A 26,373-nucleotide genomic window follows, 5' to 3' on the forward strand; every position below is an offset into this window, starting at 1 on the left:
ATAACAGCTCAAAAAGTATTTCTACGCTTATAATTCAGGGAAAGGATTGTAATTATGAAAATTGCAGCAATCATTGAAGAATTTAATGGTTTTGGAACAAAACATCAGAATTTTATACGTCAGGTCCGTGAAATAAGCCAGGCCGACTATGTAATCGCCATTATGAGCGGAGATTTTATACAGCAGGGCATCCCTGCCCTGGAAAATAAATATGACCGGGCAAAAAGGGCGGTTTTGTCCGGTGTGGATTTGGTCATTGAGCTTCCGGTCTTTGGCGTCCTCTCCAGCCCGGACACCTACGCCTACGCCGCAGTCTCCATGCTGGACAGCCTTCGGTGCGTGGATGAAGTTTACATACCCTGCGACACATCCTACACAGATCTATTATTTGACGCAGCCCGTTTTCTTTTTATGGAAAATCGGGACTATCAGCTCCGGCTCCGGAACTTTAGAATAGCGGGCATGTCTTTTTATGACGCCCAAGCCAGGGCCGTAGGTATGTCCATCCAAGGCGGCGGGGAAATTTTACAAAATCCGGTAAACATTTTTGCCGCCGAATATCTCAGAGCCCTCAAACGCCTTTACAGCCAGATCGTCCCGCGGCTGATCCAGGCCCCGGATCTCTCCCCAAAAAGCAGAGAAAATATCTGGCACAAACCTTCGGCTTATCTCTCCTCCCTGCTTAAATATGCACTTTTTTACGGTCCCAAAAACATGGATGAAATTTACGGTGGAACTTCCATGCTGACCCAAAGCATTCTTCAGGCCAGAGAAAGCTATGATTCCTTTGACACGTTCTGCGCCCGCTTAAAAACCCCAACCCGATCCCAGGCCAATATCCGCCGCTATATGCTGAATATGATCTTAAATATGCGAAAATCAGATATCGCCATCTGCCGCCTCTACGGCTTTTCCCTTTATTTCCGGGGACTGTGCGCCCGGCCGGGAGGGGATGATCTGGCCGACTATATACGCAGCCACACATGGACGCCTCTGTTTTTTACCACTCCCCAAAGCTGGGATCATGTCCCAAAAGAGGCTGACCCGGCCATACAGAGGATTGCCTCTCTGGATGTCCGGGCCCACAAACTTTACATTCTCTCCAGGAAAAATTGACCGCAGCAGTTCAGGCATCAGGCATAGCCAGGACAAAGCTGCCTCAGTTAAATGGTTATCCTTCCCGTTCGATCTTGTCTACAATATTGCGCATCATGGCGTGGTGGCGGCGCACCTGCTCCACACCCCGGACTTCCTCAATATCCTGGATGTGTCTTCCGCCCTCATACTCGGAATTAATATAGCCGTCATAGCCTTCCTCAATGAGAATCCGCATAGGATTTTCATAATCCGCGCTGGCCTCCTCCAGTTCATCGGTCATCTCCCAGAACTTTCCGTGGATTCCGAGAATGTGAGGCATGGCCTGGCGGAGAAGCTGTGGATCGTCCTGAGTTAAGCAAAAGGCCCGGCGGACTACATCCCGCTCAATGGGTGTTGCGTTTTTATCGTCCAGCCACTGCTGCATCTGCCCCCATGTCCATCCGGCACGGCGCTTCTCGTCGGCAAACTCGGCAGATTCCCTGGGCGCCCCGTCACGAATACACTGCTCAATGATCACAGGCACGCCCCGTTTCTCCCAGATACCGAAATCCGGGATGATGCCCATATGCTTTGTACCGATTTTTTCTTTAATATTGAGAAAATTCTGGGTGCGCTCAGTCATAATGCCATGGGGCGCGTGAACCTCCAGGCCGATATACACATCCTTCTCCTCAGCATAGGGCACAAGCTCCCGCAAAACCTTTTCATCTGTCTCCATGCCGCGGATATATTTGCAGCCCAGTTTGTAGCATACGTCAATATAACTTTTGTGGAGAGCCACCACCTCATCAAAGGGCATCTCCTTTCCCATGTGCTTATAGATGGTCCGCTCATCGTTAAAAGCGTCAATAGCCACCGGCTTTGTGCCATATTTATCCATCCACCCAAACCATTTGTCCAAAAACTCATCGCTTAAATTTGGGAAATCCCGGATCATCTCCTCCGGAATGATCTCAATGCCGTCGGCGCCCATATCCGCCACCGCCTGGATACACTCTTCCAGGGTCATTGTCCGGCGGAAAAACTCATCCTGATAACTATATAAAGAAACTCCAAACTTAATTTTACTCTTCATGGTCCATACCTCCCGATTTAAACAATGGTCATTTTCCGTTCCTGATAAAAACCTGTGGCAAAAGGCAGGTAAGGCACGTTAATGTGCTGAGTTACTTTTACATTATGTAAACCTCTCTTCAATCCTCCCGGCTTTTTAATATGGAGATATGCCTTATCCCCGTATTCCCACCGAAGCTTCGTCTGGCAGCCCAGTTCTTCCATGGTGTAAAACTTTTCTCCGTCCAGGGAGAAGGAAATATCTTTGTTGGTAAACTCCTCTCCGTCCACAACAACCTCATATCCCTCCAGCAGACTCACCGGTATTCCCCGGTAATAGCTGATGCGGATACGCACCTGAAAACCTACAGGCTCGCCATTTTCAAAGACATTTTTAAAGCCCTGGTCACACACAATACTTGTCCCAAACTCTGGCATAAAATCCTCTCCTTTTTGATTATTATAATAACTATCCAACATTGAGCTGGTTTAGTAAAAAGGCAACGCCTTACAATTAATAGTATAATAAGGTCGGATGAAAAATGGCACATCAAAAATTGAAAAATAGTTTGCAAAAGATGAAAGCCCGCGGTTTCGCAGGCTTTACTAAAAAATGTTGTATATTTTCATTCCCGGACGGAATCATCCTGGGGAATATCCCCGTCTAAAGCCTCATACTCCTCCTTCACCTTCTGGCGCTCGGCCTTATCCTGAGGCCGGATGATCTGTATAGCCTGGCGGAGATTGGAAATCTCCACTTCTTTAAAATTGCCTCCCGACTCTCCATCCAAAGTCCAGGAAAGATTTTCCTCACAGTAAAAACGGACATGACTGACTCTGGCAAAAAACATATATCTTTCATCCACTTTCTGCATGAGAAGGGCGCTTAGAATAGACTGAAGTTCAAAAATATTTTTTGGCATACGGACAAGAAGCATCTCAAAAAGACCGTCATCCAGCTCCATCTCTTTAATACCGATACTTTTAAATCCACCCACAGACACTGAATTAGTCACCATGCCGTAGGCAAAACTGTCGGTAATCACCTCATCGTCAAACGCCACCGTCATGCGGTGAGGGATGATGGTTGTGGGAAGACTTTTAAGTCCCTCGATTAAATAGGCCAGATGGCCCAGAGTGTTTTTAAGCTGCTGGGGTGTCTGCCAGGACACATCGGTAAAGGCGCCAAAGGCGGCGATATAGGCGAAATGCCGCTCATTAAATACTCCTACATCCACGGCAAAAGGTTCTCCCTTTAAAACATTGGCCGCCGCCGCTGTCATATTGGATGAAATTCCCAGACTTTTAGCAAAATCATTGGTCGTCCCCGCAGGGATATAGCCCACTGGAGGCCTTGATTCCAGGGTGAGAAGCCCGGATACAACCTCATCCAGAGTGCCATCGCCGCCGCTGCATACCACAAGGTCATAATCACCGCCACGGCTGGCCGCCACCTGGCTGGCATCTTTTGCTGCCTGGGTCGTATGTACGGTCACTTCATATCCGGCCGACACAAACATGTCAATAATCGCCGCGAAATGAGGGCGGATCTGATTTTTCCCGGCTCTCAAATTGGAAATGAATAACATTTTTTTCATTTATGCTTCTCCCTTCCCCGCCGCAAAAGGGCAATATTTTCAATCTCCGCCGTCACTGGGAACATGTCTACCGGCTGGAGAGCGTCGATACGGTAACCGTATCTCTTTAAAAAATCCACATCTCTTTTCTGTGTTGCCGGATTACATGAAATATAGATTATACGATCTGGCTTCATTTTCCCCAGAGCATTTAAAAATACAGGGTTGCTCCCACTCCTGGGCGGGTCCATAATAACCACGGAGTAACGGCTGGAGACTGCCTGTGCCTGCTCCATATAGCGGGCAGCATCGGCACAGACAAAAGTGACGTGATCCATATGATTTTTCCCGGCATTAATCCTGGCATCCTCTACCGCGCTGCGGTTTAACTCCACGCCTGTCACTTCCCCGGCATATTTCGCAGCAATTAGGGTGATAGTCCCTGTGCCGCAGTACGTGTCCAAAACCCGGTCCTGTTTTGTAAGCTTCGCCATTTCCATCGCTTTTGTATACAAAACTTCCGCCTGTTTTGGATTCACCTGGTAAAAAGACTTGGGAGAGATCTGAAAAGTCATGCCACACAGTTCATCCTCGATATACCCCGGACCAAAAATAGTCTCCTGATCTTTACCCAGAACCATACTTGTCTTTTTATTATTTTGATTGTATACAATAGTTCTGATGTCTGGAAATTTCTTCCGAAGATTTTTCCCAAGGACCGCCCCTTTGGGAAAATTCAGAGTGGCCACCACAAAAACAACCATGATCTGTCCTGTCTTATAGCCGCTGCGGATCAGCACATGACGCAGCATCCCCCGCCCGGTATCTTCATCGTAGGGCTGGATCTTGTATTCTTCCATTTCCCGGCAAATTTCCTCAATAATAGCGTTGGCCCTGGGATCTTGTATCCTGCAATCAGTGACCGGTAAAATGCGGTGAGAATGTTCCTCATAAATTCCCGCGATGATCCGCCCCTTTCCGTCCCGCCCAAAGCTTGCGTGGACTTTATGGCGGTACCCCGCAAAATCATCCATTCCAAGAACGGACCCTACATTTTTCACCGTATTAAAAAGGCGGGCCACCTGCTCCTGCTTAAACTTTAACTGAGCCTCGTAATTCAAAGACCAAAGCTGACAGCCTCCGCACTTTTGAGACCAGGAACAGACGGCCTCCGCCCGCTCCCCGGACTTTTCAACAATAGACAGGATACGCCCCAGGGTTTCATCCCCTTTTCTGTACAAAACGATCTGGGCCAGTTCCCCGGGCAGCAAACCGGGAACAGGTATCATGGAATGATTAAAACTAACAACGCCCCGTCCCTGGCTGTCCAGAGATTTGGCGCGAACCCGATAAACTTTTTTATTTTTCATGGCATCTCCCATCTGTTCAAGACCCGCTCGCGGGTCTTGGCGCGGGATTCGGGTCAGCTTCAGCTGACATCTTCCTTACTGAATCCCTGCGCATCCCCGCGGAGCGTTTATCAGATGGGGGATTGACTCCCGCCGCTGATACAAGTTTGTTATACTCGCCGCCTGCAGAGGCGGGAGTCTTCCCACATCTGATAAACAACATGACCGGCGCAAAAAACTTCCGTTTTTCGCACACGGTCACTGGTATGTCTTAGTTAAATTTAAACATTTTCTGAGTAATATGATATCCTTTAATAACAATAGGCTCCGCCCACCGTCCCGGAGGATTGCTGGCCAAACCACGGGCTCCAATGCGGATGCGCCAGTACATCTTCGGATCTCTTGCCTTAAAATCCCGCCAGAACTTCTTTAACTTTCTCCGGTTTTCCTCTGTGCCGGAAATAATCAGCATGACCGACGTAACAAGGCTGCTCATGGCCAGATACTTGAGCATATATCTGGACAGCCGGCGGTTATTTACATCCTTGGGAAGGCTGTAGGCGTTAATCATAAGATTATTTACATAAATCTGCTGGTCAATACGGCTGATCATCACCTGCTCGTTAACCGACTGGTCCGCCCGCCCGATATAATAGCGGTAAAGATCCACATCCATATAATACATGGTCTTCACATAGGGCAGCGGAACATAGACAAAAAGATTGTCCACGTAAAAGGTATGTTTAGGAAGCACCAGACCGCTCCTGCGCAGTACCTTTGTCCGGTAGATTACTGAATGCATGAGAAGATTCTGATCCACCCGAAAACGTCCCACTCTGCTCCAGCCAAACACCTGATCTGTCGGAAGCACATTGCCATACTTCACAGTGTGGGATGTCCCGTCCTCCACATGCTCATAGACATAATTGCAGATCATCATATCCACCCGGCGGCGCTCCCGGCGAAAGCTTTTCAGCTTGTCAATGACCTTGATCAGGCTGTCCTTATCCAACCAGTCATCGGAATCCACCACTTTGTAATACATGCCTGTGGCATTGCGAAGTCCTGTATTCACCCCCTCGCCGTGGCCGCCGTTCTCCTGATGAATGGCCCGGCAGATTCCTGGATATTTCTGTTCATATTCATCGGCGATCTGAGGTGTATTGTCCTTGGTAGAGCCGTCATCCACAATGAGGATTTCCGCGTCGTCCCCGGCCACCAGAAGGGAATCAATACATTTCCGCATATAGCTTTCCGAATTATAGCACGGAACAGCAAAAGTAATGATTTTCATTGTCTTTGTTTCCTTTCAAAGTTCTCTATTTCTTATCATATCCCAAAACTTTGGGAAATACAAGGAAAAAGGAACTGTCTTTAATGTTTTTTAAGATTTGCGGCCCACCGGATAACAGACACAGCTACAAGGATTACAATGTTGACAATGACAATGCTTGCCCCAGTAGGAAGGTTGATTTTAAAGGACAGTAAAATCCCCATAATGAAACATGCCATAGATAAAATGACGGACAGGATCACCACCGCTTTAAAACTTTTTACCAGTTTTCCCGCCGTCACCGCCGGGAAAATGATCAGACTGGAGATGAGGAGGCTTCCCATCATCCGCATGCCGAGAACCACTGTAAGGGCGGTCAAAAGAGCAATGACAAACTGATAAAATCCCACGCGGACGCCGCTGGCCCGGGCAAAAGTCTCATCGCAGGTGACAAGAAAGAGACGATTATAGCAGACCGCAAACAGGACAATGATCACCGCTGACAAAATCAGGGACAAGATCACATCCCCATCGCTTATGGCAAGAATGCTTCCGAACATATAATCGCTGACATCCACATTAAAACCGCCGGACACGGCCGTAATGACTACGCCTGCAGCCAAAGAACCTGTGGCAACCATGCCGATGGCCACATCCCCACTGCTCTTCACCCTCTGACTGTAAAACATAATAGCGCAGGCCGCCACTACCACCACGGGAGCCGAGACGGCCAGCACCGGCAGTCCAAGAGCCACAGCCAAAGCGGTGGACGCAAAGCCCACATCCCCCAGCCCATGGCCGATGAGTGAGTAGCGCTTCTGCACAAGGATCACACCGAGAAGGGCAGCGCACAGGGAGATAAGCAGCCCTACAATAAGAGCCCTCTGGATAAAACTGTAAGAAAACATATTCAACAGATCAGACATGAACGCCGCCCCCTTCACTGATTTTTTCCCGCCACTGCTGGATTGTCCCGTCAAACTCCACGGTCTGATCCATGACAATGACCCGTCCGGCGTAATTTTCCACCTGCTCCATATCATGGCTGGCCATTAAAATGGCAATCTTCTCATCTTTATTCAACCGGTATAAAATTTCATAAAATTCTTTTGTAATCACCGGATCCAGTCCGGCGCAGGGCTCGTCCAGCAAAAGAAGCTTTGGCCGGCGGCAAAACGCCCGGGCAAGCAAAGCTCTCTGCTGCTGTCCTCCGGAAAGATTTCCGATCCGGCGATTTTTAAATTCGGTCACGCCAAACAGTTCCATAGCCTGACGGGCTGTCTTTTTGTCCTCCCTTGTATAGAAGGGCCGCCATTTATCCCGGCGCTGGGTTCCGGACAGCACCACCTCATAGACTGTAGCCGGAAAATTTTGCCCGATGCCATGGTTTTGGGACAGATAGGCAACCTCATCCGGCTTCACATGGCGTTCAATATTGCCCCGTGTCACATGGACAAGACCGGTAATGCCTTTGAGCAGCGTACTTTTCCCGGAGCCATTGCTTCCGATCAGACAGATATACTCTCCCCCGGATACGGAAAAACTTACGTTCTCCACGGCAAAATTTCTCTCATTTTCATATGCGATTGATACATGATCAATGGTCAGTAATTCCATTTTCCACTCCGTTTCCGCACAATATTACATATCAGTTCAGCCTTTCCATCCCTGATGGTTGAACTATTGCAATATTACTGTGCCAGCACATGTTTCAATAGTTCAAGATTATCGTTCATCAAATCAATAAAAGTAATGCCACGGTCAAACTCATCTTTCGTCACATTATGGCCGGTAGTAAATACAGCCGTATCAATATTGGCATCCCGTGCGATAGTTTTGGCCACATTTCCACTGGACAGTTCCTCATAAAAAATACAGGAATTATCATGCTGGTCAATATAGTCAATGACACGGATCATATCCGTCACCCCCGGATCTGACTCCGCAGAACAGGTGTGATAGACCGTCTCATATTCCAGACCGTAACGGTTGATAAAATAACTGTAGGCAAAACGCCCGCCAAAGACAATGTCCTTTCTCGGACTGTTATGGACCGTATCCATAAACGCCTGGTCCAGATCCAGCAACCGTCCCACATACTCGCCGGTCCGCTCTGCGTATTCCCGGCTGTGGCCTTCATCCAGATTCGACAGCACATCCCCAATAGCCTGGGCCATGGCGGCGGCGTTGGTCATATCCAGCCAGTAATGAGGGTCATAGGCACCGTGGTGATGATGCTCCTCCTCATGGTCATGACCGTCCTCTTCCTCTTCCCTCAATGTAACATATTGGGACAAATCAAGGACATACACGCTGTCATCCAGACTGTCCACGATCTGAGCAGCCCAGCCCTCCATAGCGTCTCCTGTATAAATAAACACATCACAATCAGATATGGCCTCCATATCCGCCGGCGTGGGATCATACATATGGGCCTCCTGTCCGGGGGATAAAAGCAGAGTCACGTCCGCCTGACCTTTGCCGATATACCTGGCAAAATCATACTGGGGAAACAGAGTACAGATTACTGAAAGCTTTCCGTCATCTGCCGCCGCGCCATCATCCTCAGCCTCAATGCCATCTCCGGCGCCATTGCCCGCCGTCCCATGGCATCCCGCTATAAAAATAACAAAACACAGGCCCACAATGGCAAACATCAGGGAAATACCGCGCCGTCCTCCAAGACTGCCTGTTCTTTTTTTCACAGATGGGACTCCTTTCTATACTCATATGCCGCGCTGGGCGCGGAAACAAAAAAAGCGTCATATTCTTATTGAAACCAAGTTTCATTAAGAATATAACGCAGCCCGACACAAAAGTCAACTTATTTTTGCCCCCTGAATCACTTTCTCACACCCTGACCATTTACTTCGCAGACCCGGCTGAACTGTACATAGAGTCAATCTTTTCTCTCAAATCCTGCGCGGCCTTTTTCGGGTTCCCGGCAGAAAACAAAGCCGATACTGCAGCCACGCCGTCCATGAGACGGCCGGAAAGTTGGCTGATATTTTCAAAGCTGATACCGCCGATAGCCACAACCGGTATAGACACATGACGGCAGATATCATCCAGCGTATCCAGTTCCATCTTTTTTGTATCCAGCTTTGTGGCTGAGCCAAAGACAGCGCCGCATCCGAGATAATCGGCGCCGGCCGCCTGGGCCGCCAGCGCCTGTTCCACCGTCTTTGCCGTGACACCGATAATTTTTTCCGGCCCAAGGAGGCGCCGGACCTGTCCGGCTTCCATATCCGACTGGCCCACATGAACACCGGCGGCACTCACCGCCTGGCAAACCTGGATATTATCATTAATGATCAGCGGCACTCCCCATCGGTCCGTCACTTTTTTTACCGCCAACGCTTCCCGGATGAAATCTTCCAAAAGCATATCTTTCTCCCTAAGCTGAACAATAGTCACGCCCCCGGCAAGGATCTCATCCACCACATCGGGAAGACTCCGTCCGTTTAAATGCCCCCGGTCAGTGACAGCATAAAGTCTCAGTAATTGAGGATCTATTTTCATTATTCTCATCCCTTTAATCTATAGCATTTAAAAGTTTCTTTAACTCCTTCAGCACACTGTCTGTCTCATAGGCAGCCGCCCGCTTCGCCGACGGAAAGGCATTGGACACCGCGCAGCTATACCGGGCCATTTTCAGCATGGACACATCATTTTCATTATCGCCAAAAACCATCGTCTCCTCAGGAGAAATGCCAAGGCGCTCCTGAAGCATCTTTACCGCCGCACCTTTTCCCACGCCCTTTGGGGTGATGTCAATCCAGTGATCACCTGAGGCGGTAATCTCCATATGATCCCCCCAGAGTTTTTGAAAATAGAGGGACTGGGCCTGAACGTCCTCGGACACATATACGGCGATTTTGCACACCGGCTTGTCCAGCAGGGCAATATCATCAATCTGGGCCACCTGGAAAAAATATTGATTCTTTAGCGCCTCAATAAATTCCTCATGACCCTCTTCGGTATAGTAGGCGTCCGGCGCGGCCATGGCAAAAAGGGCACCGGGAAGATGCTCTCTTACGCCCTCCACGATTTTTTTATATTCTTCCCCAGAAAAACTGTAAAAGGCCAGATCTTCTCCCCGATACCAGACTTTCCCACCATTTTCGCAGATCACATATAAAGGCTTTTTACTCTCTCCAAACAAAGCCTGAACACTGTTGATCTGACGGCCGCTGGCCACAGCAAAAACGATTCCCTTATCCATGAGGGCATCCACAGTCTCAAGAAAACCATCCTCCAGATACTGCATGCCATTCTTCAGGAGAGTGCCGTCCACATCGCTGACCACCAGCCGGACTTTAGGGTCCGCCGGCATACCGTTATTTTTCATATCCACAAGTTCGGGAATCTGGGACGGCGCTGATAATATATGATGAGCCCGGTTCTCCTCCAGCTCCTTTTGGGTCCGAAATCCCCACAGCACACCTACAGTATACATGCCCGCCCGGTTTCCTGTCTGCATATCCACATTGGTGTCACCAAAATACATACACTCCTGGGGCGTCACTCCCAGAATTTTCGCCGTCATTAAAGCCCCTGCCGGATCCGGCTTTTTAGGGATGGAATCCTGCTGTCCCTGGACATGGTCAAAAATTTCCTGGCCAAACAGCTTACCAATCACATCCAGCACCCTCTCGTGGGGTTTATTGGACAAAACCGCTGTCTTTATCCCTCTTTTTTTAAGGGCCTCCAGCATGAAAAAAATGCCGTCATAGACTTTCACTTTATAGGTGCAGTCTACTTTAAATTTGTCCGAATAGCTCTGATAAACCGGCGCAAATTTTTCAAGATTTACGTCTCCCGCGTCTTTCAGGGCCCTCTCCACAAGAGTTTTCGCGCCGTCCCCGGCATAGTATTTATAATTATCCACAGGCAGAGCCTTAAAGCCCGCCTGAATCAAAGCTTCATTGCAGGCGACCGCCATAGACTCCAGAGTATCCGCCAAAGTGCCGTCAAGATCAAAAATACACGCTTTTATCATCATATGTTCTCCTTGTATAATAAGTTTAAGAGGTACTTATTTTAAATGTTCATAGGCTTCAATATGAACGTCCTCAAATTCCGGAATTTTATTATAAGCCTCCAGGGCCGTATCAAACAGGTGAAAGGCCATAACCGCTCCGGTTCCCTCCCCCAGATACATGCCGGCGTAAATATAAGGTTCCATCCCCAAAGCCTCCAGCACCATTTTTCCCGCCGGTTCAGCGGAACAGTGGGAGGGAAATATATAAGGCCGGCACGTCGGAGCCAGACGAACCGCAGCCAGAGCGGCCACAGAAGAAATAAAACCATCGATCACTATAGGAACACGCCACCGGGCCGCTCCGATAAAACAGCCGGCAAGGCCGGCAATATCCAGACCGCCCACTTTTCCCAAAACGTCAACAATGTCTTTCGGATCCGGCTTTCGGTCATGTATGGCATTTTTTATAGTGCGGATTTTTTTAGACAATCCCTCAGAAGAAAGGCCTGCTCCCCGCCCGGTGACTGTCTCAGGAGGACAGTCCAGCAAAACCGAGGCCACCGCGCTGCTGGTGGTCGTATTTCCAATCCCCATTTCCCCGGTAGCAAAAAAACAAAAACCTTTTTCTTTAAGCTCCGCCACTATCTCGATCCCTGTGCATATAGCAGCCAGGGTCTCCTCCCGTGTCATGGCCGGTTCTTTAGCCATATTGGCGGTGCCGTGGCGGATCTTTCGATCAATGATCCCCGGACAGGTTACATCCTCATACATACCGATATCCACAGGGAAAACCTGAGCGCCGTTCATATGAGCCAAAATACTGACCGTGGCGTCCTGGCATGTCATATTACATGTGACCTGGGTCGTCACATGGTAATCTGACTGGGCCACGCCCTCGGCCACAACACCGTTATCCGCAGCCATGACAATCACGCCCTTTTTCCCAGTGGAGGGATGGACAGTCCCGTATATTCCTCCCAGAGCTGCCACTATGTCTTCCAGCCGTCCAAGGCTTCCCAGAGGCTTCGCCTTTTTATCCCACTGCCGGTAAATTTCATCCATAATCTCTTTGTCCGGCGAAGGGATCTGGCGGATCACTTCCGCCAAAGCATTTTGTGTATATTCCATTTTTAACACACCTCTTTACTGTTTATCTTTTCCAGGGTAAAATTTCCCCATTGATACCGGACAAGGGAATATGCGTCCTGGGCAAAATTAAAATGCCAGGTGCCCTCCGGTCCGAGACCGCACATATGAGCCAAAATCACCCGCAGCGTCCCATTGTGGCCGCAAATTAAAATATTGCGGGCACAGCATTTCTCCAGTTTCTCCAACAGACGGTCAAAACATTCCCTGACCCGGACAAAGAAATCTATAAAACGCTCTCCGCCTGTGGGCGGAACATAGATCCAGTCCCGGCACCACGCCTGGTAATCTTTTAGAAACGCCTTTTCCACCTGAACATAGTTAAGTCCCTCCCAATGGCCAAAATTCATCTCCCCAAGATCCGGAAGGGAACACAAAGTCTTGTCCTTCGGAAAATCATTACTTTTTAAAATTTCCCAGGCCGTCTGTCTTGTCCTTTTCTTATCACTTATGTAAATCTTATCAAAGGATATATGTCTCAAATACCGGCCAACTTCCCCGGCCTGAACCACACCTTTAGGCGTCAGTTCCACATCCATAGCGCCGTAGTAAGCCCCGGCTGCGTTCAGGGAAGTCTCCCCGTGGCGCACTAAATAAATATCCATATAAATCCGCCTCTTTGGACTTTTTTATTAAATTCCGAAGCGCTGGCCAATGATTAGACACAGAAGAAAAACTACCTCTGTAATTTCATTTCCCGCGCCCATCGTATCTCCGGTCATACCGCCAATCTTTTTTTCCACATAAAAACGGTAGGCTAAAGCCAAAACTGTAAACACAACAGGGCACATCATGAGCCAGCTATGCCCTTCCAGAAAAAGGCCAAACTCTATAATAACTACGCCGCAAAAAAGGCATCCTGCCATCACCGGCCATCCGATCTTCCCGATATAGGAAGCGCCAAGGCCGCTTTTTCTCGGATAGACCGCTTTATACATCAGCACTCCCTGAACACACTTTCCTGCCACCGGCGTCAGCAAAAAAGCCATCACCGGATGAGCAAGGCGGCTTAGAATCATCACTTTCAATCCGATATCAAAAATGGCGGCGATAACGCCGTTGGTACCCACCCGGCTGTCTTTCATAATTTCCAGCATACGCTCCCTGCTCCGTGCAGAAAACAGGGCATCCGCCGTATCGCACAGTCCGTCCAGGTGGAACCCGCCGGTGACTAAAAGCTGGCACAAAATCCCGCCGGCCACAGCCACGCTTTTAGGAAGAAAAAAGGACAGGATGACAAAGACAGCACAGTCAATAATCCCTGTGATCACTCCAACTAAAGGCCAATACACAACCCCTCTGACCAACCGCTGGTCCGTCACCTCAATCTCTTTATTCACCGGCAGCCGGGTCATAAGCTGGAGAGCTAGTATAAATGTATTCATCTCTTATCCTCCCCGGTTCCCCCTTTGATCTGAACCGGTATGCCGCTGATGACAAAATATACGCTGCCGCACACGCCGGCCAGATATTGATTCACAGTTCCGAGAATATCCCTGAAATTGCGCCCAAGAGAAGTTTCAGGCACAACACCAAGGCCGATCTCATCGGTCACAAACACTAGGGGCGCTCCTTCCCCCCGGCGGCAAAGCGCTCTAAATTCATCAAGGATCTTATCCTGAGCCGCCCTGTAATCCACCGTTTCAAAGGAAAAACTTTCCCAGTCCACATCCCCTATAAAATCAAAAAGAAGGTTGGTCACCATGGCCGTCACACTGTCCACAAGGATTCCTCTGTATTTTCTCCCGTCTTTTTCAGAAAGACTTTGGGCCAGGCCGCTGTAACCCTCAAAGGTTTCCCAATCTTTTCCCCGGCGCTGGCGGTGTTTTTCAACCCGCAGGGCCATCTCCTCATCGGTAATCCGGGACGTGGCCACATAAAGCCAGGGGCCATGGCCATCTCCTGTGACCAGCTTTTCGGCAAAGGCACTTTTCCCGCTGCGGCACCCACCGGTGACTAAAATCATATTGCTCCCTCACCTTCATTGTATTATAATTATGATCGTGTCAATACACTAGGCATCAAAAAAGAATTTGTGCGTAACTAATCAGCCATGCGGCCGGATATGTATGACGGCCGGAACAAACAGTTACGAATTTGACCCTATTGATAAACATATCAGATTTTTCACAATAATGCTACCCAATTTTTGTAAAGGAGAATGGCTATGAACGAAAATATTCCACAAGACCCTTTTTTATTGTTGAGTTATGTCAATCTAAAACTTAGAGATTACTATCCCTCACTGGATGAAATGTGCGCCGCCCTTAATCTGGACAAAGCCGCCGTGACAAAAAAGCTGTCCGGCATCGACTATGCATACGATCCGGACAGCAATCAATTTGTCTAACGGTTCACATTCAGGTGTTTTTACTTTTCAGCGCTCTGATCCCCCGGCGCCCTAAATTATAAATAAGCGCCCCAACGCCTCCGCCGAGAGTGTTATAGCACAGATCAGAAAACTGAAACGTTCCAAGGCGGAAAAACAATTGAATACATTCAATGGCAAGTGAAAAACAGAATGCGATCTTTATCCCGGCCCACACCATAGAAAGGCATCTGTCTCTCTTTCCATAGACATATGAGCCCTTAGCCCAGAAAAGCAGCAAAATAAATGGAAGCAGGAGGAGAAAATTTTCAATCGCCTCCGTAGTAAATACTCCATTCTCCGTGTACAGCCCCCATCCGCCAAAAATATCCGACAGCGGATTTAACCACAGTTCACGGTTAAGCAGCGTCCGGAACAATACTAAAATCATGTAAAGCGCCAACAGAAAGACTCTTCTGAAGGCAGACCGTCTCCGAAAACTTCCCAGCCAGACCTTAAAGGATTCCTTCCATCCGTGTTCCCCTGCAAATAAATATAAAAACATAAACAGAACCGCCGCCAAAAGGGCAAACCATATATACTGATAAATTGTCGTGACAATATTCGTAAAAATCTTAGTAAGTATAGTGATCATATAAAACTCCCTGTGTTATTCTGTCAAACTTCCGTCAAATCAACATCAGGAGCCGCGCCAGGTCAGGCGCAGCTCCCGTTCATTGGTACATTGTATATCCTTTGATCTTTTGTAAACAGGATTCCTCTGTTTACAAGCTATACAACATATACACTATTTAATCCCAAATTCTTCCAGCAGTCCTTCCATGAACGCTTCATCCTCCAGGCAGCGCTTCAGATCCTCATATCTGCCCTGGCTTACCAACGCATTGGCTAACTCCAGAGACTGATTTTTGCCTTCCAGGCGTCCGATTTTAAGCCCTTCATTCCTGCCGGCCTCCCGCTCGTCTTTGAGCATTTCCTCCAACATCATATACTGCGCCTCCATTTCCCGGTCACGCTTAATCCTCTGAACCTGACGCTCTACTGACGCTTCATAGCTGTCCTTCTTTCTTCCTCAGCAAGAACATCCAGGCGTATGCCATGATACTGGGGATGGTAGACCATGGTCTTTTCCGTGACCACATGAAGATCCACAATATCCATGCCCAACACCATTTCTAAGAATAGGCGGCACTGATCCGGGTCCACCATCACGGCGGCAAACATAAATGCATCTTTGATCGTCAGGTCTTTAAAGGATTTGCTCATTACTCTTTTATCCCTCCTGCATTCCAAAGTTTTCTAACGAAAACTTTATCCAGAAGAGGAATCCTGTATATTTATTATAGAACAAGGGGAGGGGAATGTACAGGGGGAATGCTGGATTAAAGAAAACGCAAGTAACAATTCAGCCCGCGCCATTCGCAGCCACCTGCATTTAACCTTTGCGGATCTCTGCCGGAAGTTTTTCTGACCATGGCAGAAGATCTTCCAAAAATGAACGATCCTTATCCTCCATATGTTTGGGGATTTCTTCCAGAAGATACTGCACATAAGCAAATGGTTTCAGATGATTTGCTTTTGCGGTTTCTACAATGCTATATATGATCGCGGAAGTCTTGGCTCCATTGATCGTATCGATCATCTGCCAATTCTTCTTCCCGATACAAAAACCACGGATGTCCCTTTCGGATGCGTTATTATCTATGGGGACTTCTCCATCCCTGAGAAATACCCGGAGATATCAATGGCCCCAACATCCGGCGATCGTCATTGGTTGTCAGGATCAGGCTCTTGCTCTCATAACTGTCAGATATGACACGGAACAGCAGCTGGGAACCATCCTTATCCACAGGTATATATCCCCATTCATCCAGTATGAGCAGGTCAAGGCTGCGAAGATCCCACAGAAGGCGCTCCAGTGTCCCGTTTTTCCGAGTTTCTGCAAGCTTCAGCACAAGTTCTGTTACGGTATAAAACTTCGTCTTGTAACCCAGATTGCAGGCTTTTACACCAGCCGCGATTGCCATGCGGGGGGGAGAGAGAAACTTTACGCAGTGATAACTGTATCCCTCAAAGGTCTTATAGGTCGGGAATCCGGCCCGCTTGATCAGACGCTTCCGGCGGTTTTCATCCCGGAGAGTCCGTTCCACCTGCAGCAGTTCCAGAAGAAACTCCAGCTGTTTCTGCGTCCCTTTTTCCTGGCAGATCTCTGAGATCCTGCCCGAAAGGAAGAGCTGCCGGCTTGCTTCAAGGATCTGTGTGCAGAAATCCTCTTTCATCTTTGGTGTCATCATGAAACAGTGCCTCCTTCCTTCAGGAACATATCATCATATACTGCAAGGGATGGACCGGTCTCCGGCGGTGTATAAATTCCATATCCGGTGATCCTTGCGGCAAGCACGGAAGCGTCACAGATGTTAATGCTGTCTAATGCTCTCCAGAGTTTTTCATTAGGACAGCCAGCGTGATACTGTAATCGCTGATATCCGTGCGGTTATCTCCGTAAGCGCGCCGGTGAGTCGTGACAATCTGTTCGCCTTCCGTAAGAATGTCAACGGTATGGGCACGAATTCCCACCAGCACCTGTTTGTTTGCGTTTTCCGGCCTGGTAGAATAGAAATGCTTTCCATTCATACAGACTTTTCCGTAACCATCCGCTTTCAGCCATTCATACCGGCAGACATCGAACCGTTTTGGCGGCAGCATCAGGAGGGCTTTCCTGTCTTCTTCAAACAATTCCCGGATAGGGATCTGTTTCTTATAATGGAGTTCGGAAGCTTTCTTTTCATGGCGGGCAAGCAGCTTCTGGTTATACTTCTCTATCTCATTGAAATGCGGGACCGGAACAAACAGGTTCGCACGGTTATAATCAACCTTGCGCTCCACATTCCCTTTTTCCTAGCCGGAATAGGGGTTGCAGAAGCGCCCCCGGAAGTGATAATGGGCTCGGAAACAGAAGAAAAGTTCGGATTCATGGATCGCATCGCCAATCCGCCGCCCAACACCAGCTGCATTGCTGTAAGGGAACGACACAGTCAGATATTTCTTGCGGCAGAGCTTCCCGGTCTCATAAAAGTCAGCTTCCCCAAAATCAACTTGTACAGGTCCGGGATCCCAGATCAGTTCCAGGTTTGCTTTCTCAGTCTGGATGGCTTCTCCTGGATAACGGATGGTTGCGGTGAGAAGTCATCCTGTGCAAGATACTTGCGTATCGTTTTGGGATCAGCACCTGTTTTTTTAGAAATTTCACTGATCCGGTATCCACAATTACTCAAGTCTTTGATATGATTGATTTGGGACATAGTGAGCATCTTCCTTTCCTCCTCTATCTTTGGTGGTTCTTAGATAAAGGATAAATATAATGTAAAGGGGATTCAATATGTCCCGCTTTATTTAGGGAATTTCCCTTGCTTTTTCAGGGAATTCTGACGCTTTTTTCGGTAAATTTAGTGTATCATAAACACATAATCCATCAACGCCATTAACGGTATCAGACATCCTTTTAAAGAATGGGACTGCCCTTCTGGGGGACTTCTACCCGCTTACCAAAGTGAAAACTGCGTCTGACAAAAAGAAGCTTTTATCCCAGGGTTATAACCCCGGCTATACGGTTTCGGAATGGCCGTACCCGCTTCCTGCCGACAAAATTTACTACAGCAGGCATCTGATCCCATCCACATATTATTATGACCCGGACAACAGGGTCATCCCAATCGCCCTTTAACTGAATATTTATGGCACAAAACGACTTCCTATCATCAAAGATCCAAATCAATTCTGCAAATACATTCTGGACTTTGCTGCAAGTCTGCAAAACCCTGATAAGGATAAAATATTCTCATATTTGTTTAATCAGGATGATGGCATACGCTCAGAACTTCTGGCTGAGTACATACGGAGGAGCGCCCCAAGCCCGGATCTTTATGACCTGTTTCTGAGACTGTACACGATTACCGATTACAGCGCCGGTGTATATGGTGCAGATCTGCTTCAAAAGCTGGCTTCCGGGAGATCCGATGAGCAGATTGACAGAATGAACTCCGCTCTGGCTGACTATCCGGAAGAACTCCCCATTTACCGTGGGGAAGCGGAAGGAAGTACGGATTACCGGCAGGCTTTCAGCTGGTCTCTGGATATCAACACAGCCTTCTTCTTTGCCTGCAGGCATGGAGACCAGAACCACGCCAGGATTATCCGGGCCAGAATCCTTAAAAAGGATGTCATTGCATTTAATCTTGAATGCAAGGAAAAAGAAATCCTCGCAGTTCCGGGTATCCCCTTTGAAGTGACTGTCGAGCGTCTGATCGGTCCCGATTCTCCTTTGGTCATGCCGCCCCGATATTTAGATGAGTATGTAAAAGGAATAGAGCAGATCCGGCGTTTATATAAACGCCACCGAAAAGACATAACCGATCACGGCCAACTCCACAGCGCGCGGGTTTTATTTCTTGCCCTTGCGATCATCCAGGCTGGAAAGATAAAGCTGAATCTGACGGAACGAACACAGCTCTTAATCGCCATTGTTTTCCATGACATTGGGCGAAGGAATGACGGTGTGGACGACAGCCATGTGAAAGCCAGCCGGGAAGTCTATGAAAATAACGCAAACAGCTCCGCAGCCCCTGCCGTCTGCTTCCTCATTGAATATCATTGTCTCGATGATAAATTGGCAGAGGAATATCTAAAATCAACCGATACAATCCGGGCCAGGAAACGCACCTGGCTTCTGTATCAGATCCTAAAGGACGCGGATGCCCTTGATCGTGTGAGGTTCGGGATCTATGATCTGGACGTCAACCAGCTCCGGCTCTCCATCACACACAAACTTGTCCCACTGGCGGTTACCGCTGTAACCGGGATTAAAATATGAAGGATGAATAAATCATTTGTATATTAGAAATAAAACACCCTCTGCAGAAACTACTACACAGCTTCCGCAGAGGGCGTTCATCTTATTTGACCAGGCTCATGTTTCCGGACAGCCATTCCTGCACCAGCTTCACACTGACTTTTACGATGTCAGCAATATCGGATGCCGACATACCTTTTTCCGCAAGCGTCAGGGCTGTTTCTTTTTTAGCTTTCATCTCTCCCGCAGCAAGTCCTTCTGCAATTCCCTGGATCCTGCCACGCTCTTCACCAAGTTTCGCGCCTTCATTATAAATTTCATCCATTTCACGGCACATATGATCAACTCCTTCCTGAGTCTCTTTCAATTCGTACACACGTCTCGCCAAAACCTCACTGTGGATATCTTTCGCGTTCTTACAATGAAAATCCTTCATCAGCCGGCCCAGTTCCGTGTCATCCTGACGGCTGGAATTCACATAAATGATGTATGCTTCGTCTTTAAAGTCTGTTCCGACTTCCTCAATCTTTCTCCCTATGTGATAAATGGGAAGACCATATCCCAGCACATCATCCCTGGTGATAAAGATCACATGGGTTTCCGGCAATTCGTCAAAATCCTGCCCTGCAGATTTTTATAGTCTTTCTGTAGTACCTGATCCAGAACTTTCAAGTCTTTCTTCCCCATAATCACCTGCAGGACGTATTCCGTGCATCTGCGCTCTTTAAACACGTTCCGCATAAACACATCGCTCATTATGGTCAGGTTCTTTAAAATTCCCTTGTATTTCTCATAGCGGGCTTCCAATTCATGATCCATTATCTCTTGATTCATGCCGGCCATCGCCTCCATCCTGTTTTCGTATTGTTCAGGGGCCAATTCCGACAGGCCTCAATGAACCTTCTTCATCTTACGGTCAGAAAGAGTATTTCCTGCAATATATCCCCATTTCATCTTACCATTAAAGCCATGGATTTTCAAGGCAGCCGAAAAGCTGTTCACAAATTATTTGCACTTCGTTCGTTATCCGTAGGCCCCAGTCATCCAGTAAAAATTCCTGATTATTCCTCCATCAGCTCCATCATCAACCTGGCGCCAACCTTAATCCCTTCGATATACCCCTGCCGCTCATAGGTCGTACACAGGCCGAAAACAATGTTCATATACTCATCCGCTTCTTCATCTGTTTCCACCAGGCTTCGCAGCGTCTCATCCAGAGGATCCACCTGTTTCCTGAATTCCGGTGTCTCGTCCGAATTGTATTCCGTAAATGCCTGGTAGAGCAGCTCCAGCAATGTGTCCACCTGCCCCTGATAATTTGCTGGGTACTCCTTCAGATATTGAACCACGTTCTCTACAATTTCTCTTGAATGTCCACTTCTCGCTCCCCAGATACGTTCCATATGTGCCATAGTCACCACTGTCCTTCCTATATTTATTACCTTTCTCTTGTAGGCTATGGCGATAGTACCTCTGTATTTTGCACATAGCAAGTGGAATACGCATTTTGGCAGCAGCGGATAACACGGCGCAACGGATAACAATGAAAGAGGAACAGCGATACTGAAGATCAAAGAATCAGCAGCAAAATAAGTATTCCAATCACAATTCCTAACACATTTAGACCCACATCAAGCCAGGAGAAATGGCGGCCTTGCACCAGCGGCTTTGTTGCTTCATCGGCCCAGGCCCAGACGATGGTACCTGCTGTCAGACATGGGGAATAGCCGCCCAGTTTCAATGTAATAGCAAGCAGAACAGTCAACACTGCATACACCACCACATGGGCCATACGGCGTAGCCTGCCGTTCAGGATATTAATGTCGGAATCAAGGAAATCCAAAGCCGACAGCTTCTCCGCCAGTTCCCGGCTGGTCCTTCCAGTGTGTTCCCCGTCCTGGTGGGACAGATACGTCATAAACAGGAACCAAAGAATTGTAAAACCAAGAAATATATAAAACGCCAACGGCTGATACCTCCTAAAATTGTATGCATGAAACATCTTATCACACTATCTGGCACATAGCCACAGATAATCTTTTTGAGATTGTATGATTCTTCCGGATAGATGACTTCGCCTACTTCCGGTTCCCTTTCAACTTTTTCTCTACTTCCTCCGGCACTGAGATCATCCCAAAACGCCATAACAGGCTAAAAGTGTAGCTCACGCCCCGTACATCGGCCAACTCTTTGGGGCGGGTAAATATAGCGCCTTGCTGGTCCATAGCTTTCTCAAACGCCATCCGCACAGAACTCCATGCCAGAAATTTGCTGTTTTCCCGGCGGTCAATAAACAGCTCCTTTGTGTATTCCCCATTCCTCCCCTTCTTCAGTGTATAAGAAAAAGGCAAGCCGGAAACGGTATGGAACGGATAATTCTGAAAGGCAACAATGCAGTCCCATAGATGTCCATCTGTAGGTGCTGCCATTAATGTATCCACAGCTGATTTCCGGGCCTTATATGCCTTAACCCGTTCTGCATTCTGGCTGATCTCAGACATCTTATAGATCACCTTACTATACGGCAGATATATGTGAAGGGCAGAGTAGCTGAGACCCATAATATGTTGGATCTCCACCATGGTTTTTCCCTGCCGCAAGAGGTCCTGAATCTGCTTCGTTTCTGGATAGGACAAAACGTTGCCGGTGATCAAGAGCTTTTTGACCTTACCCGGCGGAAGGTCAAGCTCCAGGGCTGTGGCTTTGATTTCTCTCTTCTCCTGATAAATCTCTGCCGCTGTGTCGATCAATTCCCGCATCAGGGCTTCCGGATCATAATCTTTCTTTGGAGGTCGTCCTCGTTTTAGCGACGTGTTAGAATTGTTATTTTTCATATCTATCTATTTTATTCCTATATTTTCCATGTCAATCTATTTTATGAGCGATAAAATTAGGCGAAACCTACTCATCATTTCAATTCCGCCTATTTATCAGCCAGACTGCACACTGTTCATTACAACCTTAACTTCCTGAGTTTTTTAACCCTCAACGCTAATTGCAGTCATCACTTGTCCCCATCTGGATCATCATAATACCCGAGTTCTATGCGAACGTTTTCCATCATATATCCCAGATCATCTGATACGCCATACCCCAGAGGATCGGCAGTAGATATGAGGTTTTCGAATTCTGTTTCGTGGAGGCTGAAGAAATCCGGATGCAGTTTCGCATAATTCAAAAATTTTTCAGCTGAGGATTCAAGGCTGTTGTAAAATCTTCCCCCATAGTCACCGTATACTGCACTAAGTTCTGCGGCTTCGGCAGCGAAAGCAAGGTGCATCAGAGCCTTCGTTCCTTCATCTACAGTTCTGCTTAGGTAGTCGTTCAGCACACCTTTGCATTCACTCAAAGAAAACTGTTCCTTCCAGAAAACCTTTTCTAATCGTTTCTGCAGACTGGCTATCAATTCATCATTGGATTCCACGCTCCACCAACTGCTTTCGATATCCTTGAAAACTTTAGAAGATTTGAACATTTCAAATAAATGCGCTTCTAATTCATCTCTGGTTAAAGATTTAATTACTTTTTTATACTGCGTTAGTGTCATCATGCTTTTTCTTCCCCTGTCCAATTGTTATGTAACACTCAATCTTCTGACGGCCTATTCCCTTGCAGGAATTCAATGACTTCTGCAAGGGTTTTCTCGCTTTTTGAGAATGCTTCCAGGAGCTGCTTGTTATCCCGCTCCTTCCGTTTCGTCAGAAGCTTTTCCAATTCATCAACTGCCTTATCGTATTTCACTTTTGTTTCGGCCACATTGATCTGAGCTTTCTCTATCTTTTCTTCTAATGTCACAACCCGTCTCGCCATCTTCCTGCCCTCCCATATCACAGTGTTTTCATTTGTTCGTTTGCTGCTTTTTCAAACTCCTCAACCTCAATCCTTTCCAGATCTGAACTGATTGCAGCCGCTTGTTTCTGTACATTAGATGCTGTAAGGCCGAAAGCTTTCAGGATCTCTTTTTGTCTGGCAGTAACTGCATAATCCAAACGGTATTCATTATCAGCACCTTTTAGCATCTCTATCTTTTCCAGTTCCTTTATGGCTGCAGGCACTGTCATGAAATTTCTCCTGTGTTCCTGTCGGTCCATTTCGTCTTTCAGACAGGTATATATCTTACTTCGGATAATCGTGGCTACAAACTCTATAAATATCTTTGTATCCATTGACTCATTAGAGTAAACCCGCTCACTCCGCGCCCCGAGATACGATTTATCTCCCAGGAAAAGTTTCTCCGATCCATCCCTGCTCTTATACAGCGTCAGCGCTTCCTCTGCTGTCATCTTATCCGAAGTCACAATCACAAAATAACCACAAAGCTGTATCTCCCGGTTGATTATTTCTGTCTTTTCGATTCCGGACATGAACTTCTCATCTTCCAGGCCTTCATGCCAGTACACCAGATCGAAATATTTAATAAAATCTCCTCTCAGACGAACTGGCAGCCCCATACAGTCTTTTAGTTTCTTTCCCATCTGGTCAATTTTATCTTCAAATTTTTCCCGCTCAGACTGCCTTTTGCTGTCACTATAATAAATATGGAAATACCTCTCTTTTTCATCATCTGCATATAGTTTCCGCCGAACAGTTGTGCCACTGACTTTGTAGGCGCGGATACTGTTTTTCCGATCATCCTCGAAACTTCCTCTTCGCTCCAGTATGATATCGCTGACCAGTTTTTTCATCCCCTTGGCCATGATAACGAAATCATATCCATTATCATCCATGAACCGGATATTTTCCTTGCTAAAATATCCCCGGTCCAGAATAAACCCAACCCGTCTGTACCCATATCCCTTCGCTTTGCCAAGCGTATACTGAAGCTGGGATATGTCTACAATGCTTCCGGGATAAGACTCGTAGAACAAAGGCTCTCTATTATTCCGGTCATAGGCAATGGAATAATTAAAGATTTCTTTCCCTTGGTCATCTTTTGGATGGCCAAACTCTACCAGATCGATGTCGCCGGCCTGGCTGTTTTTGTTTGTGGAATCGTAAGAAATATAGATCCTTTCCCTATGATCTCTCTTCTCGTTCCATTCATTCAAAAACAGAATCCGTTGGTCTGTCGTAGTCCGGCTAAGAAAATCGGACACTTTCGAATCACTGTATATACGCATATCCTCTGTCATCAATGGATGGTTGAAAGCATAATCCGGATAATACTGGGCGGCATTTCCTTCGGTAATGATTGTATAGGCAGCCAGATCCAGAAACAGCCCCGCATCCTTTCCAACGATTCTTGCAAGCATCAGATCCAATCTGTAGTCAGATATGACCTTCCGAATCACAATATAAGCCCCAATACGAAGGCAGCCACTTCGGTATCCCTGTTTCTCTTCCGGCAGGATTTCCTGTGGAAATATCTTTAAGAACTTGTCATTCGGCAACATGAGTGCAGGCTGGCCCGGAATCTGCTTGCCGATACATATCCGTCTCGGTGTGTTATACTTCTTATCTTTCAGATAAATCCGCGCGTATTCATAATAGATATACGTCGTTCCCTTGATTGTCTTCTTCGTGATTTTCCCGTTTGAATCAGGTATCTTTATCGTACAGTCCAGGTACATATGGCACTCCATCCGTTTAATATTTGAGGGTTAATTGCTTCTCTTGTATTATGCCATATTTTTCCAAAAAATACAAGTGAAAAATGGGATTTTCCTTGATTTTACGGGCTTTTTTCAGCTTCCCCAATGAGTGCCAATTTATTGAGTGTCAACTTTTTTGGAAGTTCAGAAAAATAAGGCTTTGCGTGACTTTTTATATTCAAAACAGAACTTTAGTGTAACTCGCATGCAAAGTTAGCAATATCTGTAACTAATAAACTTTGTATGCCTGCAACGGCTCCTCTCCGGCACCTAAAAGAGTGCCGGAGGGGGAAATGCAATACTGGGGAAATTCCCCATGCAACTTTGAGGAAGTCAATCTGCATTTTTGAGGAAAAAGTGCTTGCAAAAAACACGCATTGATCACAGCAAACGGTTCATGAATCAGATTCTTCGCCGCGAGTACAGCTTGTCCCGTTCCCCAGGGTTTGGTACGGCCATTTGGGACAGTGTAACCGGTCGGTATGGAAGAAAGATCCTGAAATGCATAGGCAATCTCCACGTTAAGAGACGCACAGATGGCTTCCACACGGTTACCAATGCGCTCCCTAAAATCTGCTTCTATGTCCTTACGGATTACGAAAATAATTTTGTTAAATCCGGCTGAGATTGCATCATGGATAGAATAATCCATGATGATTTCATTGTGGAGCCCTACGGGCTCCAGTTGCTTGATGCCAGTTCCAAAGCGGCTGCCGATACCGGCGGCCATGATAAGTAATGTTGTAGATTTCGTAGTTTTCATCTCTTTGTCCTCTTTTACTCATATGCTATTTTACTGTGTGATTTTATTATTTTCAGTTTCCTTTCCGGTGTTTCATTTTGTATCCAATGTAGTAAATCAAACCTCCAAAAAGTCCTCCCAATGTATTATAGAAGATATCTGATAACTGGAAGGTGCCAAGTCTCAGGAACAACTGGAGGAATTCAATACTTACTGAGAAAAGAAATGAAAACTTTGCACCTACCCACACTATGCTACTTAAGCTCACCTTGTCCTGCAACCTATCTTGTTAATGCTCTCCTGGGCTGTCATGATCTCGCTCTGTCATGCTGACATGAGATTACCAGGATATCTGTCATGGAATGTTTCCTTTGATGGGGCG

At 47.2% G+C, this 26,373-nt stretch carries 31 protein-coding genes and 2 pseudogenes; 3 read left to right on the forward strand and 30 right to left on the reverse strand.

What is annotated here, in order from left to right:
- The first annotated feature begins 54 nt into the window (after positions 1–54).
- Positions 55–1,116 (forward strand): nucleotidyltransferase family protein, encoded by a 1,062-nt coding sequence (locus HNP82_RS14845; RefSeq protein ID WP_183775978.1) that lies wholly within the window; start codon positions 55–57, stop codon positions 1,114–1,116.
- Between the two features lie 55 nt (positions 1,117–1,171).
- On the opposite strand, the gene HNP82_RS14850 is transcribed toward HNP82_RS14845, so the two are convergent.
- From HNP82_RS14850 to cobU, 14 genes are all read right to left on the reverse strand, one after another.
- Complete coding sequence (locus HNP82_RS14850) at positions 1,172–2,173, reverse strand: sugar phosphate isomerase/epimerase family protein (RefSeq protein ID WP_183775979.1); 1,002 nt, start codon at positions 2,171–2,173, stop codon at positions 1,172–1,174.
- A 17-nt stretch (positions 2,174–2,190) separates the two neighbouring features.
- Complete coding sequence (locus HNP82_RS14855) at positions 2,191–2,589, reverse strand: C-glycoside deglycosidase beta subunit domain-containing protein (protein ID WP_183775980.1); 399 nt, start codon at positions 2,587–2,589, stop codon at positions 2,191–2,193.
- A gap of 188 nt (positions 2,590–2,777) precedes the next feature.
- On the reverse strand, positions 2,778–3,749 hold the full coding sequence (locus tag HNP82_RS14860; RefSeq protein WP_183775984.1) for a diacylglycerol/lipid kinase family protein: 972 nt from the start codon (positions 3,747–3,749) through the stop codon (positions 2,778–2,780).
- Entirely contained in the window at positions 3,746–5,098 is a 1,353-nt protein-coding gene (rlmD, locus tag HNP82_RS14865) for a 23S rRNA (uracil(1939)-C(5))-methyltransferase RlmD (protein ID WP_183775986.1), read from the reverse strand. Before rlmD ends, HNP82_RS14860 begins: the two co-directional genes overlap by 4 nt.
- 250 nt (positions 5,099–5,348) lie before the next feature.
- Positions 5,349–6,371, reverse strand: a complete 1,023-nt coding sequence (locus HNP82_RS14870) for a glycosyltransferase family 2 protein (RefSeq protein WP_183775988.1) — start codon at positions 6,369–6,371, stop codon at positions 5,349–5,351.
- A gap of 80 nt (positions 6,372–6,451) precedes the next feature.
- Positions 6,452–7,276 carry a metal ABC transporter permease gene (locus HNP82_RS14875; RefSeq protein WP_183775990.1) on the reverse strand — a complete coding sequence of 275 codons (825 nt, stop codon included), beginning with the start codon at positions 7,274–7,276 and terminating at the stop codon, positions 6,452–6,454.
- The gene (locus HNP82_RS14880; protein WP_183775992.1) at positions 7,269–7,967 is read right to left on the reverse strand and encodes a metal ABC transporter ATP-binding protein; all 699 of its coding nucleotides are present in this window, start codon (positions 7,965–7,967) and stop codon (positions 7,269–7,271) included. Before HNP82_RS14880 ends, HNP82_RS14875 begins: the two co-directional genes overlap by 8 nt.
- Positions 7,968–8,041: 74 nt before the next feature.
- The gene (locus HNP82_RS14885) at positions 8,042–9,055 is read right to left on the reverse strand and encodes a metal ABC transporter substrate-binding protein (RefSeq protein ID WP_183775994.1); all 1,014 of its coding nucleotides are present in this window, start codon (positions 9,053–9,055) and stop codon (positions 8,042–8,044) included.
- Between the two features lie 160 nt (positions 9,056–9,215).
- Positions 9,216–9,872: a thiamine phosphate synthase gene (gene thiE / locus HNP82_RS14890; RefSeq protein WP_183775996.1), complete on the reverse strand. Its 657-nt coding sequence runs from the start codon at positions 9,870–9,872 to the stop codon at positions 9,216–9,218.
- Positions 9,873–9,885: 13 nt separating this feature from the next.
- Complete coding sequence (locus HNP82_RS14895) at positions 9,886–11,355, reverse strand: Cof-type HAD-IIB family hydrolase (RefSeq protein ID WP_183775998.1); 1,470 nt, start codon at positions 11,353–11,355, stop codon at positions 9,886–9,888.
- Positions 11,356–11,388: 33 nt separating this feature from the next.
- Positions 11,389–12,462 (reverse strand): nicotinate-nucleotide--dimethylbenzimidazole phosphoribosyltransferase, encoded by a 1,074-nt coding sequence (gene cobT, locus HNP82_RS14900; RefSeq protein WP_183776001.1) that lies wholly within the window; start codon positions 12,460–12,462, stop codon positions 11,389–11,391.
- A gap of 2 nt (positions 12,463–12,464) precedes the next feature.
- Positions 12,465–13,085 carry a histidine phosphatase family protein gene (locus tag HNP82_RS14905; RefSeq protein WP_183776003.1) on the reverse strand — a complete coding sequence of 207 codons (621 nt, stop codon included), beginning with the start codon at positions 13,083–13,085 and terminating at the stop codon, positions 12,465–12,467.
- A 27-nt stretch (positions 13,086–13,112) separates the two neighbouring features.
- On the reverse strand, positions 13,113–13,865 hold the full coding sequence (gene cobS, locus HNP82_RS14910) for an adenosylcobinamide-GDP ribazoletransferase (protein WP_183776005.1): 753 nt from the start codon (positions 13,863–13,865) through the stop codon (positions 13,113–13,115).
- Entirely contained in the window at positions 13,862–14,446 is a 585-nt protein-coding gene (cobU, locus tag HNP82_RS14915; RefSeq protein ID WP_183776007.1) for a bifunctional adenosylcobinamide kinase/adenosylcobinamide-phosphate guanylyltransferase, read from the reverse strand. Before cobU ends, cobS begins: the two co-directional genes overlap by 4 nt.
- Positions 14,447–14,647: 201 nt before the next feature.
- On the opposite strand from cobU, the gene HNP82_RS14920 reads away from it, so the two are divergent.
- Entirely contained in the window at positions 14,648–14,830 is a 183-nt protein-coding gene (locus tag HNP82_RS14920; RefSeq protein WP_183776009.1) for a DUF4250 domain-containing protein, read from the forward strand.
- 10 nt (positions 14,831–14,840) lie between these two features.
- On the opposite strand, the gene HNP82_RS14925 is transcribed toward HNP82_RS14920, so the two are convergent.
- The 6 genes and pseudogenes from HNP82_RS14925 to HNP82_RS14950 all read right to left on the reverse strand — a co-directional run bounded on the left by HNP82_RS14925 (position 14,841) and on the right by HNP82_RS14950 (position 17,695).
- The gene (locus tag HNP82_RS14925) at positions 14,841–15,443 is read right to left on the reverse strand and encodes a VanZ family protein (protein WP_183776011.1); all 603 of its coding nucleotides are present in this window, start codon (positions 15,441–15,443) and stop codon (positions 14,841–14,843) included.
- Positions 15,444–15,596: 153 nt separating this feature from the next.
- Entirely contained in the window at positions 15,597–15,797 is a 201-nt protein-coding gene (locus HNP82_RS14930; protein ID WP_183776013.1) for a hypothetical protein, read from the reverse strand.
- A 50-nt stretch (positions 15,798–15,847) separates the two neighbouring features.
- Positions 15,848–16,075: a hypothetical protein gene (locus HNP82_RS14935; RefSeq protein ID WP_183776015.1), complete on the reverse strand. Its 228-nt coding sequence runs from the start codon at positions 16,073–16,075 to the stop codon at positions 15,848–15,850.
- A 169-nt stretch (positions 16,076–16,244) separates the two neighbouring features.
- Positions 16,245–16,550 (reverse strand): annotated as a pseudogene (locus HNP82_RS14940) (transposase domain-containing protein); the annotation flags it as partial.
- Entirely contained in the window at positions 16,507–17,103 is a 597-nt protein-coding gene (locus HNP82_RS14945) for an ATP-binding protein (protein WP_243164789.1), read from the reverse strand. The gene HNP82_RS14945 and the pseudogene HNP82_RS14940, both read right to left, overlap by 44 nt.
- 133 nt (positions 17,104–17,236) lie before the next feature.
- On the reverse strand, positions 17,237–17,695 hold the full coding sequence (locus tag HNP82_RS14950; RefSeq protein ID WP_183776017.1) for a Mu transposase domain-containing protein: 459 nt from the start codon (positions 17,693–17,695) through the stop codon (positions 17,237–17,239).
- 958 nt (positions 17,696–18,653) lie between these two features.
- Between HNP82_RS14950 and HNP82_RS14955 the strand changes: the two genes are divergently transcribed.
- Complete coding sequence (locus HNP82_RS14955; RefSeq protein ID WP_183776019.1) at positions 18,654–19,679, forward strand: HD domain-containing protein; 1,026 nt, start codon at positions 18,654–18,656, stop codon at positions 19,677–19,679.
- Positions 19,680–19,761: 82 nt separating this feature from the next.
- On the opposite strand, the gene HNP82_RS14960 is transcribed toward HNP82_RS14955, so the two are convergent.
- The 10 genes and pseudogenes from HNP82_RS14960 to HNP82_RS18710 form a co-directional block, all read right to left on the reverse strand.
- Positions 19,762–20,265, reverse strand: coding sequence for a hypothetical protein (locus tag HNP82_RS14960; RefSeq protein WP_330599639.1), 504 nt, complete (start codon positions 20,263–20,265; stop codon positions 19,762–19,764).
- A complete protein-coding gene (locus tag HNP82_RS18490) occupies positions 20,247–20,492 on the reverse strand; it encodes a hypothetical protein (RefSeq protein WP_330599640.1) in 246 nt (81 codons plus the stop codon). Before HNP82_RS18490 ends, HNP82_RS14960 begins: the two co-directional genes overlap by 19 nt.
- A 227-nt stretch (positions 20,493–20,719) precedes the next feature.
- Complete coding sequence (locus HNP82_RS14965) at positions 20,720–21,070, reverse strand: hypothetical protein (protein ID WP_183776021.1); 351 nt, start codon at positions 21,068–21,070, stop codon at positions 20,720–20,722.
- Between the two features lie 158 nt (positions 21,071–21,228).
- Positions 21,229–21,624, reverse strand: coding sequence for a VanZ family protein (locus tag HNP82_RS14970; RefSeq protein WP_183776023.1), 396 nt, complete (start codon positions 21,622–21,624; stop codon positions 21,229–21,231).
- Positions 21,625–21,736: 112 nt separating this feature from the next.
- Complete coding sequence (locus tag HNP82_RS18125) at positions 21,737–22,492, reverse strand: hypothetical protein (RefSeq protein ID WP_243164790.1); 756 nt, start codon at positions 22,490–22,492, stop codon at positions 21,737–21,739.
- Between the two features lie 170 nt (positions 22,493–22,662).
- Positions 22,663–23,208, reverse strand: a complete 546-nt coding sequence (locus HNP82_RS14980; protein ID WP_183776026.1) for a hypothetical protein — start codon at positions 23,206–23,208, stop codon at positions 22,663–22,665.
- 35 nt (positions 23,209–23,243) lie between these two features.
- Complete coding sequence (locus HNP82_RS14985; protein WP_162611184.1) at positions 23,244–23,468, reverse strand: hypothetical protein; 225 nt, start codon at positions 23,466–23,468, stop codon at positions 23,244–23,246.
- 17 nt (positions 23,469–23,485) lie between these two features.
- Entirely contained in the window at positions 23,486–25,228 is a 1,743-nt protein-coding gene (locus HNP82_RS14990) for an IS1634 family transposase (RefSeq protein WP_183776031.1), read from the reverse strand.
- Positions 25,229–25,622: 394 nt separating this feature from the next.
- A pseudogene (locus HNP82_RS14995) lies at positions 25,623–26,012 on the reverse strand (sugar phosphate nucleotidyltransferase); the annotation flags it as partial.
- A 52-nt stretch (positions 26,013–26,064) separates the two neighbouring features.
- Complete coding sequence (locus HNP82_RS18710) at positions 26,065–26,259, reverse strand: VanZ family protein (protein ID WP_334298292.1); 195 nt, start codon at positions 26,257–26,259, stop codon at positions 26,065–26,067.
- Between the last annotated feature and the right edge of the window lie 114 nt (positions 26,260–26,373).

Origin of the sequence: Catenibacillus scindens (genome assembly GCF_014202115.1) — a bacterium.
Taxonomy (GTDB): Bacteria; Bacillota; Clostridia; order Lachnospirales; family Lachnospiraceae; genus Catenibacillus; species Catenibacillus scindens.

Bases quoted from the DNA above. Each gene is read 5' to 3' on its own strand.
- HNP82_RS14845 (WP_183775978.1), top strand. From the start codon at position 55: ATGAAAATTGCAGCAATCATTGAAGAATTTAATGGTTTTGGAACAAAA.
- HNP82_RS14850 (WP_183775979.1), bottom strand. From the start codon at position 2,173: ATGAAGAGTAAAATTAAGTTTGGAGTTTCTTTATATAGTTATCAGGAT.
- HNP82_RS14855 (WP_183775980.1), bottom strand. From the start codon at position 2,589: ATGCCAGAGTTTGGGACAAGTATTGTGTGTGACCAGGGCTTTAAAAAT.
- HNP82_RS14860 (WP_183775984.1), bottom strand. From the start codon at position 3,749: ATGAAAAAAATGTTATTCATTTCCAATTTGAGAGCCGGGAAAAATCAG.
- rlmD (WP_183775986.1), bottom strand. From the start codon at position 5,098: ATGAAAAATAAAAAAGTTTATCGGGTTCGCGCCAAATCTCTGGACAGC.
- HNP82_RS14870 (WP_183775988.1), bottom strand. From the start codon at position 6,371: ATGAAAATCATTACTTTTGCTGTTCCGTGCTATAATTCGGAAAGCTAT.
- HNP82_RS14875 (WP_183775990.1), bottom strand. From the start codon at position 7,276: ATGTCTGATCTGTTGAATATGTTTTCTTACAGTTTTATCCAGAGGGCT.
- HNP82_RS14880 (WP_183775992.1), bottom strand. From the start codon at position 7,967: ATGGAATTACTGACCATTGATCATGTATCAATCGCATATGAAAATGAG.
- thiE (WP_183775996.1), bottom strand. From the start codon at position 9,872: ATGAAAATAGATCCTCAATTACTGAGACTTTATGCTGTCACTGACCGG.
- HNP82_RS14895 (WP_183775998.1), bottom strand. From the start codon at position 11,355: ATGATGATAAAAGCGTGTATTTTTGATCTTGACGGCACTTTGGCGGAT.
- cobT (WP_183776001.1), bottom strand. From the start codon at position 12,462: ATGGAATATACACAAAATGCTTTGGCGGAAGTGATCCGCCAGATCCCT.
- HNP82_RS14905 (WP_183776003.1), bottom strand. From the start codon at position 13,085: ATGGATATTTATTTAGTGCGCCACGGGGAGACTTCCCTGAACGCAGCC.
- cobS (WP_183776005.1), bottom strand. From the start codon at position 13,865: ATGAATACATTTATACTAGCTCTCCAGCTTATGACCCGGCTGCCGGTG.
- cobU (WP_183776007.1), bottom strand. From the start codon at position 14,446: ATGATTTTAGTCACCGGTGGGTGCCGCAGCGGGAAAAGTGCCTTTGCC.
- HNP82_RS14920 (WP_183776009.1), top strand. From the start codon at position 14,648: ATGAACGAAAATATTCCACAAGACCCTTTTTTATTGTTGAGTTATGTC.
- HNP82_RS14925 (WP_183776011.1), bottom strand. From the start codon at position 15,443: ATGATCACTATACTTACTAAGATTTTTACGAATATTGTCACGACAATT.
- HNP82_RS14930 (WP_183776013.1), bottom strand. From the start codon at position 15,797: ATGATGTTGGAGGAAATGCTCAAAGACGAGCGGGAGGCCGGCAGGAAT.
- HNP82_RS14935 (WP_183776015.1), bottom strand. From the start codon at position 16,075: ATGAGCAAATCCTTTAAAGACCTGACGATCAAAGATGCATTTATGTTT.
- HNP82_RS14945 (WP_243164789.1), bottom strand. From the start codon at position 17,103: ATGATGACACCAAAGATGAAAGAGGATTTCTGCACACAGATCCTTGAA.
- HNP82_RS18490 (WP_330599640.1), bottom strand. From the start codon at position 20,492: ATGAATCAAGAGATAATGGATCATGAATTGGAAGCCCGCTATGAGAAA.
- HNP82_RS14965 (WP_183776021.1), bottom strand. From the start codon at position 21,070: ATGGCACATATGGAACGTATCTGGGGAGCGAGAAGTGGACATTCAAGA.
- HNP82_RS18125 (WP_243164790.1), bottom strand. From the start codon at position 22,492: ATGAAAAATAACAATTCTAACACGTCGCTAAAACGAGGACGACCTCCA.
- HNP82_RS14980 (WP_183776026.1), bottom strand. From the start codon at position 23,208: ATGATGACACTAACGCAGTATAAAAAAGTAATTAAATCTTTAACCAGA.
- HNP82_RS14985 (WP_162611184.1), bottom strand. From the start codon at position 23,468: ATGGCGAGACGGGTTGTGACATTAGAAGAAAAGATAGAGAAAGCTCAG.
- HNP82_RS14990 (WP_183776031.1), bottom strand. From the start codon at position 25,228: ATGTACCTGGACTGTACGATAAAGATACCTGATTCAAACGGGAAAATC.